Genomic DNA, 6,742 nt, shown 5'->3' with positions numbered 1-6,742 from the left:
TCAAGTCCCAGAGCCAGCTGAAAGAGGGTCAGGTCGTTCATGTAACAGAGGAGAATTGTATGTTGTCAGAGTTGACCAACAATATACGCTTCTCATACCGTCACCCACTCCCCACAGCGAGGAGCCATAGATAACCCCATGCATGGGACAGCTGCTGTCCTATCCTCGGAGTTATTGTTCCGCATTCCAGGCCGTTATTGTCTTGCTGGATAATTATGTCTATACTTAATAATAATGATGGCCATTATTATCAGCGCATGCAATGACGAAAGAATCTGTCGTTTCACATAAGGCAAAAGCCCTCATTCTGGAAGAGGGGGGGATCGTCCGTACCCGTGATGCCCTCCGGCTCGGCATTCATCCCAGGACGTTCTATGGTCTTCGGGATGCCGGTGAAATCGAAGAACTGTCCCGTGGGCTCTATCGCCTTTCCGGCCAGAAGCCGCTCGAGCACCTTGACCTCGTCACCGTTGCTCGACGGGTTCCGACCGCCGTGGTGTGTCTCGTTTCGGCACTTTCCTTTCATGAAATGACCACGCAGGTGCCCCATGCCGTGGCTATCGCCCTGCCCTCGGGGACGAAGCGGCCCCGGATCGATTTTCCGCCGGTTGCCGTGTACCGGTTTTCTCCGGCCTGTTATGAGCCGGGGGTGGAGATGCACATGCTTGACGGCGTATCCGTAAAGATCTACAGCCCGGAAAAGACCCTTGCAGACTGTTTCAAGTTCCGGAACAGGCTCGGGATGGATGTCGTCCTCGAGGCTCTCAAGCTCTATCGGCAGCGGAGGCCGATGAAGCTCAATATCCTGATGGCGCATGCGGCGGAGTGCAGGGTGGTGTCGGTAATGAAACCCTATCTGGAGGCACTCCTTTGAAAGAGAAAAATCTGAAAAATGTCGGTGCTTCCGTCAGACGACGCCTGCTGAATTTGGCTCGTCAGGAAACGCGGCCGTTCCAGGAATTGCTGCAGTATTATGCCATGGAGCGATTTTTGTTCAGGATGTCCGTTTCCCCATATGCTGATCTGTTTGTCCTGAAGGGAGCCATGTTGCTGAAAGTATGGCAGGCGCCCCTGGCAAGGCCGACTATGGATATCGACATGCTTGGCCGAACCAGCAACGACGCTCAGCACATCATGGGCATCATGCGACATATTGTTGCAGACAACAGCCAGAACGACGGGATCACATTCGACAGCGCATCTCTTTCCTCTGAACCGATAACGGAGGATGCCGATTATTCCGGGGTGCGAATTCGATTCCGTGGAGAACTCGATGGTGCGCGAATCATCATGCAGGTCGACATAGGTTTTGGCGATACGGTTTATCCTGACCCTGAAGTCAGATCTCTGCCTTCATTGCTGGGATTTCCTGAGCCTAATCTTTCCTGCTACAGTCTTGAGAGCCTGATTGCAGAAAAATTCGAGGTTATGGCCAAGCTGGGCATCCTGAACAGTCGGATGAAAGACTTTTATGATATATGGTTACTTTCTCGCCAATATGCTTTTGACGGTGCGTTATTGCTTGAAGCCATCAGGAGGACGTTCGGGCAGCGTGGTACTTCCCTGATTCAGCCTGATCTGATATTCAATGGTGAATTTGTTGAGGTAAAATCGGTGCAATGGGTGGCGTTCAGAAAGCGTCTAGGCTTAACCTATGTTCCGGAACGGTTCGATGAAGTGGTTGAGCAGGTAATTGCTTATCTCTCTCCCGTTTCAGGGGCGCTTCTTGGTGATAAGGTTTTTCGTCAGGGGTGGATACCCCCTGACACGTGGACGTGATGATAAACCCATAAGCATCACCACCACTCTTCTTGCAGGGTGTTTATTCGACCCCAGCCCTGCTGTGGTCCGAAGCTATCCAGCGCATGTGTTATCCTTCCCTATCGCCGGGCGGTATACGCGATCGCCTTTTCTATCGTCACGTAGGCGGCGGCGGTGAGCGCCTCCAGGTCGGGCTCCCTCTCCGGCAGGTAGCGCTGGGCACCGGTCCGGCCGCCCGGTATGCGCTGCAGCTCCCCGGCGGCCGCCATCTCCTCGAGGGTTTCGGCGACGGCGTGTTCGATCTCGTCGGGCGCGCTCCCCTCGAGGCCCGAGAGGATGCCGCCGTAGGCTTCGTCGTGCAGGCGCTCCGCCTCGGCCACGATTGCGGCGATGCGCCTGGTGCCGGCCGCGGGATCGCCGGCGGTGCGGGAGAGGACGAGGAGCAGGATGTTAGGGAGAGGGGAGGGGACGCCGTACTCCGCCCTGCAGTCCGAGACGCTGAAGAAGGCCGCGTCCTCGGCCTGGCGGACGGGGCGCCGCTCCTCGACGAGGGTGCCGAGCGAGATGCCGAGGGCCTCGGCGAACTTCCCGAGCTCGCGGAACCGCACCTCCTGGCTGCCGGCCTCGATCTTGGTGACGGCGGTGCGGGGAAGCTCGATCCGGCGTGCGAGCTCCTCCTGCGAGAGCCCCTTCCTGCAGCGGAGCTCCTTGATCCTCTGTCCGATATGTTCGTGCGTCATTTGCATAAGTATACGAAATGTTCTATCATGGAACAATATGGGTTCTCTCGAAGAACCTCCGGCGGGCCGGCGCGAAGGCAATATAGTTAGCGCCACCCTAAAAAGCCCGCACTGGCGATGCAACCAAAGAGCAGGTGAGGAGAAGTCAATGGAGAAGAGCTACACGCACATCACGGTCGTCCTCGACCGTTCGGGTTCGATGGAGAGCGTCCGCGACGACACCATCGGAGGAATGAACACGTTCATCGACGGGCAGAAGGCCCTTCCGGGGCGGGCCACCTTCTCGCTCGTGCAGTTCGACAGCCAGGATCCCTACGAGGTGGTCCGGGCGTTCATGCCGATGGCCGAGGTGCCTCCTCTCGACCGGGAGGTCTATGTGCCGAGAAGCGGAACGCCGCTGCTCGACGCGCTAGGCCGTGCCATCAACGACGTCGAGAGCAGCACCGGGGGGCTTCTGGAGGAGGAGCGGCCTGAAAAGGTCGTCGTCGCCGTCGTCACCGACGGCCAGGAGAATTCGAGCCGAGAGTTCAAGAAGGCGGAGATCGAAAAAATGATAGCGGCGAAGCGTTCGGAGGGATGGGAGTTCATGTTCCTCAGCGCGGACATGGCGGCCATCGACGACGCCGTGCGGATGGGTTTCGAGCGCAGCATGACCGTCCCGTTCGAGAAAAGCTCCGAAGGAGTGCTCTACTGCATGGAGGCGCTGTCGGCGAGGGTGTGCGAGAGACGCTCCGCTCCCGGAAAGAGGAGATGATAATCAAAAGGGGCTGTGAGCATTCAAATGGCAGCAGCCTCTGCTTTGGGGTGATATGTTTATTTGTTCATGTCTCACTAAGTGATATATTTAAGGTAATGAGAGTTTTCAAAAACCGTTTTTTCAATCGATGGGCTGATGCAGAAGGCGTGTCTGATGACACCTTATGGACGGCAGCCAAAGACGTGGCGTTAGGATATGTTGAAGCCGATCTCGGCAAGTGCTTGTTCAAGAAGCGGATTGCTCGGCAGAATGTCGGAAAAAGCAAAGGATTTCGTGTGCTTGTGGGTTACCGGAAGCCGGATTCTTCTCGAGTGGTCTTCCTTTATGCATTTGCCAAAAACGAGCGATCATCCATAACCCAAAAGGAGAAAAAGGCATTACAACTTGTGGCTCGCGAATTTGTTGATGCTACAGATGAACAAATTGCCGAGCTTCTATCGTCAAAAGAATACCGGGAGATTCCAGCGTATGAGTGAAATACTTGACATAGCTCATGATATGGCTAAAGGGCTTTTTAGGGTCGGCGCTATGGATGAACTGACCTTGCGTGATGTTGAAGCGCTATGCTTACCTAGAAAGAAATCCTTCAAGGCAGATGATATTCGCAGGATTCGTATGGCTAATCATATGAGTCAGGCGGCTTTTGCGGCTATGCTTGGAATCGGCAAGACGACAGTTCAGCAATGGGAACAGGGTCAAAAGCGTCCAGCTGGTGCGGCAAGGCGTCTTCTGGATGTGGTTGAGCGCAAGGGGGTTGCTGTTCTCCACTGATTTCGCCTGTATCGGTTTTAGGGAGACAACGGCTCAGTGGAATATCCGTTTTACACCGGGATATCTTTTCGATTCAAGCATAAGGCGCCTTCTGGACGTCGTGGATGGGAAGGGGATCGCCGTTCTTTTTTGAGCGTCGCATATCAGACTCTTCATTCTCCCCGGGATTTGCAGGAAATGCTATATTGGGCTCACGGATTTTCGAAACACAGAGAGACAGAGGAGGAGCGAAGCATATGGAACTCACCGCAAAACTGGTATCGGTGCTGCCGGAGCAGACCGGCAACGGCAAGAACGGAGTATGGCGCAAGCAGGACATCGTTGTGGAGACCGAAGGGAAGTACCCCAAGAAGGTCTGCGTCTCCATTTGGGGCGACAAGGTCGAGCGCTCGGTGCTGCAGCAGGGTGCCCAGCTCAAGATCTCCTTCGACATCGAGAGCCGCGAGTTCAACGGACGCTGGTACACCGACGTGAAAGCCTGGAAGGTCGAGCCGGCCGGCGGACAGGCAGGCGGCGGCTACGCCCCGGCCGAAGGGTACTACGACTCGGGTTCCCCCGCCTTCGACGACGGCGACGCCCCCTTCTAAACAACCCCATTTCCGGAGACCGCGCACATGGCCATGCATGTCGAAATCAGGGACGGCAAGCTCTGCATCGAGATCGACCTTGAAAAACCCGCCCCCTCATCGTCCGGCAAGACGCTTGTGGTGGCAAGCACCCGCGGCAACGCCGTGACGGACGTGAAGGTCGACGGCAAGCCTGTCACCATCGGGCTGAACGCCTACATCCCGAAACGCGGCTAGAGCGACGCAGGCCGGCGATCCCCGTCGGCCTGCATGCATTTCCCTACTATCGGCCTCGGTCGTAATTCATGGGAATTACGGCATTTTTCTTATCTTGCACCGATGGGCGCGCTCATCAGTCGCTGATACGGGCACCCTGCGGGCGACAGGAACCACCGATACGCAGTCAGCCCCCTCCTCACGGCCCGGCCCGTGGGCGGAAGACGCCCATGTCTTTTTGAACAGGCCGGCACGCCGGATTCTCCGGCGCCTTTCAGTACGAACACCGCAGCAATCGGACAGTCCGATATCCGGAATCTTCCGCACCGCCGGGCGGGAATGGAAATCCCGCGGCTTTTTTGCCGGTGCCGTTTCCGGATGCCTCCCATGAACCCCATTCCGGAGACGCCGCCATGCTCGAAAACACCCGCCGCATCAATACGCCCCTTACCATCATGGGGATGTTCGCAGTACTCACCGAGGTCAGCTCCTCGGTGGTGCTCCCGGCCCTGCCGCCCGAACTCCAGTCGGTGTTCGTCTGGTTCGTGATGGGGTTCCCCTCGGCCCTTCTCCTGCTTTTCTTCCTCGTACTCCTCATCCGGCCCCAGGCGATCTACGCGCCTGCCGATTTCAGGGACGACGAGCATTTCCTGCGAGCCATCTTTCCGGCATCGCCGCTCGAGCGCGAGGTGAAGGTGAGGGCGCGCATAGAGGAACTCGCGGACACGGTCGAGAGGAGCTGCGCGGTCGCTTCCGCCGCTGGTTCCGCCCCGAAGGAGCCGGTCGGGGAGGAGGCGCTCCGGGAAGAGGCGCGTTCGCGCTACTCGCTGGCCGAAGAGCGTTCGCTCAACCGCATCGCCCTCGAGCTCGGCCTGCCGGTGATGCGCAACATGCGTTTCGATACCGGGGAGGGCGGCCACGTCTTCGACGGGCTGGTCCGCCAGCCCGAGCGGGTGACGGGGATCGAGGTGCTTTACGTGCAGGAGCCCGTGATGGCCGAAGAGGCGTTCGAGAGGGCGCTCGGCGCAGTTTCGGGCGACGTCGCCCGGATGGGGGAGGGGGCTTCAGGCCGTTTTTCGCTGGTTTTGGCCGTCGTCCTCGAGCGTGAGCCCGGGGACCGTGACGCCCTGGCAGGCCGGCTTCGGGCCATGGCGGCCGGTGCGTCTTTCCCGGTGGAGGTCAAGGTGTTCGGTATGGATGCCCTGGAAGAGGAGCTCGCCGCGGCCGCCCTCCGGATGCGCTGACCGGGGGCGAGCGCCTTCAGGCCGCTTTTCCGAACAGCTTTCTGAGCCAGGCGAACGGGGGCTTTCTGGGAGCCCGTTTCACCGGAAGCCCCTTGCGCTCCCAGCTCGAAATGCCGTACTGCATGTTGACGACCCGCTTGTGGCCGTGCTCGGCGAGCATGCGGGCGCAGATGACGCTGCGGCTGCCGGTATGGCAGGCGAGCACCACCCTGCGGTTCTGGGGGATCTCCGCCATCATGCTGGAGAAGCGGCTCGTCGGGACGTGCATCACCTCTTCGAGGTCGAAGGCGGTGCGCTCGATCTCGCGCGCTTCGCGCACGTCGACGAGCAGGGCGCCTTTTTTCACCATATCATATGCGGCCGACGGATCGACCTGCTTGAACTTGGCCATATGGGCATAGAGTTGTGTATTGGCAGGGTCGGGGTGAGTATACGAAAATCGGGGAAGGATGCACAGGGGAAAATGCCGGTCGGGTGGCAGTCGGGAAGGAAGGGGAAGTCCATTATCCGCCGACGTTAACTATCCAACAGGCTGTTGGATGATTGATAGGGTGGTTTCCTTTAGTGGACCCCGTCCTATAGACAAAAAGGGCCTGAGTTTAAGTTGGAAACCTGCTGGTTATGCAGCGGAAAGGCGCTGCCCCTCTCTTTCATTTAACTCTTCCTGTGGCTCGTTCTTGAGCCGGT

General features: G+C 58.1%; 10 protein-coding genes. 8 read left to right on the top strand and 2 right to left on the bottom strand.

Annotation, left to right across the window (positions count from 1 at the left end; all coding sequences use genetic code 11):
• Positions 1–262: 262 nt before the first annotated feature.
• Together E0L29_RS11255 and E0L29_RS11250 are read left to right on the top strand one after the other, a co-directional pair.
• Entirely contained in the window at positions 263–874 is a 612-nt protein-coding gene (locus E0L29_RS11255) for a type IV toxin-antitoxin system AbiEi family antitoxin domain-containing protein (RefSeq protein ID WP_131359137.1), read from the top strand.
• Entirely contained in the window at positions 826–1,779 is a 954-nt protein-coding gene (locus tag E0L29_RS11250) for a nucleotidyl transferase AbiEii/AbiGii toxin family protein (protein WP_242664388.1), read from the top strand. The genes E0L29_RS11255 and E0L29_RS11250 overlap by 49 nt, the downstream gene beginning before the upstream one ends.
• Before the next feature lie 101 nt (positions 1,780–1,880).
• Here E0L29_RS11250 and E0L29_RS11245 read toward each other — a convergent pair whose 3' ends face one another.
• Positions 1,881–2,507: a helix-turn-helix transcriptional regulator gene (locus E0L29_RS11245; RefSeq protein ID WP_131359131.1), complete on the bottom strand. Its 627-nt coding sequence runs from the start codon at positions 2,505–2,507 to the stop codon at positions 1,881–1,883.
• A 142-nt stretch (positions 2,508–2,649) separates the two neighbouring features.
• Between E0L29_RS11245 and E0L29_RS11240 the strand changes: the two genes are divergently transcribed.
• The 6 genes from E0L29_RS11240 to E0L29_RS11215 all read left to right on the top strand — a co-directional run bounded on the left by E0L29_RS11240 (position 2,650) and on the right by E0L29_RS11215 (position 6,055).
• Positions 2,650–3,255 (top strand): vWA domain-containing protein, encoded by a 606-nt coding sequence (locus tag E0L29_RS11240; RefSeq protein WP_131359129.1) that lies wholly within the window; start codon positions 2,650–2,652, stop codon positions 3,253–3,255.
• Positions 3,256–3,353: 98 nt separating this feature from the next.
• Positions 3,354–3,734, top strand: coding sequence for a type II toxin-antitoxin system RelE/ParE family toxin (locus E0L29_RS11235; protein WP_131359140.1), 381 nt, complete (start codon positions 3,354–3,356; stop codon positions 3,732–3,734).
• Complete coding sequence (locus E0L29_RS11230) at positions 3,727–4,029, top strand: helix-turn-helix domain-containing protein (RefSeq protein ID WP_131359126.1); 303 nt, start codon at positions 3,727–3,729, stop codon at positions 4,027–4,029. Before E0L29_RS11235 ends, E0L29_RS11230 begins: the two co-directional genes overlap by 8 nt.
• A gap of 236 nt (positions 4,030–4,265) precedes the next feature.
• The gene (locus tag E0L29_RS11225) at positions 4,266–4,616 is read left to right on the top strand and encodes a DUF3127 domain-containing protein (RefSeq protein ID WP_131359123.1); all 351 of its coding nucleotides are present in this window, start codon (positions 4,266–4,268) and stop codon (positions 4,614–4,616) included.
• Between the two features lie 27 nt (positions 4,617–4,643).
• A complete protein-coding gene (locus tag E0L29_RS11220) occupies positions 4,644–4,832 on the top strand; it encodes a hypothetical protein (RefSeq protein ID WP_131359120.1) in 189 nt (62 codons plus the stop codon).
• Positions 4,833–5,176: 344 nt separating this feature from the next.
• Positions 5,177–6,055 (top strand): hypothetical protein, encoded by an 879-nt coding sequence (locus E0L29_RS11215; protein ID WP_165498899.1) that lies wholly within the window; start codon positions 5,177–5,179, stop codon positions 6,053–6,055.
• 16 nt (positions 6,056–6,071) lie between these two features.
• On the opposite strand, the gene E0L29_RS11210 is transcribed toward E0L29_RS11215, so the two are convergent.
• A complete protein-coding gene (locus E0L29_RS11210) occupies positions 6,072–6,446 on the bottom strand; it encodes a rhodanese-like domain-containing protein (RefSeq protein ID WP_131359114.1) in 375 nt (124 codons plus the stop codon).
• Positions 6,447–6,742 lie beyond the last annotated feature (296 nt).

Source organism: Chlorobium sp. N1 (assembly GCF_004332115.1).
Classification (GTDB): domain Bacteria; phylum Bacteroidota; class Chlorobiia; order Chlorobiales; family Chlorobiaceae; genus Chlorobium.
This window is presented reverse-complemented; position numbering and strand designations above follow the sequence as displayed.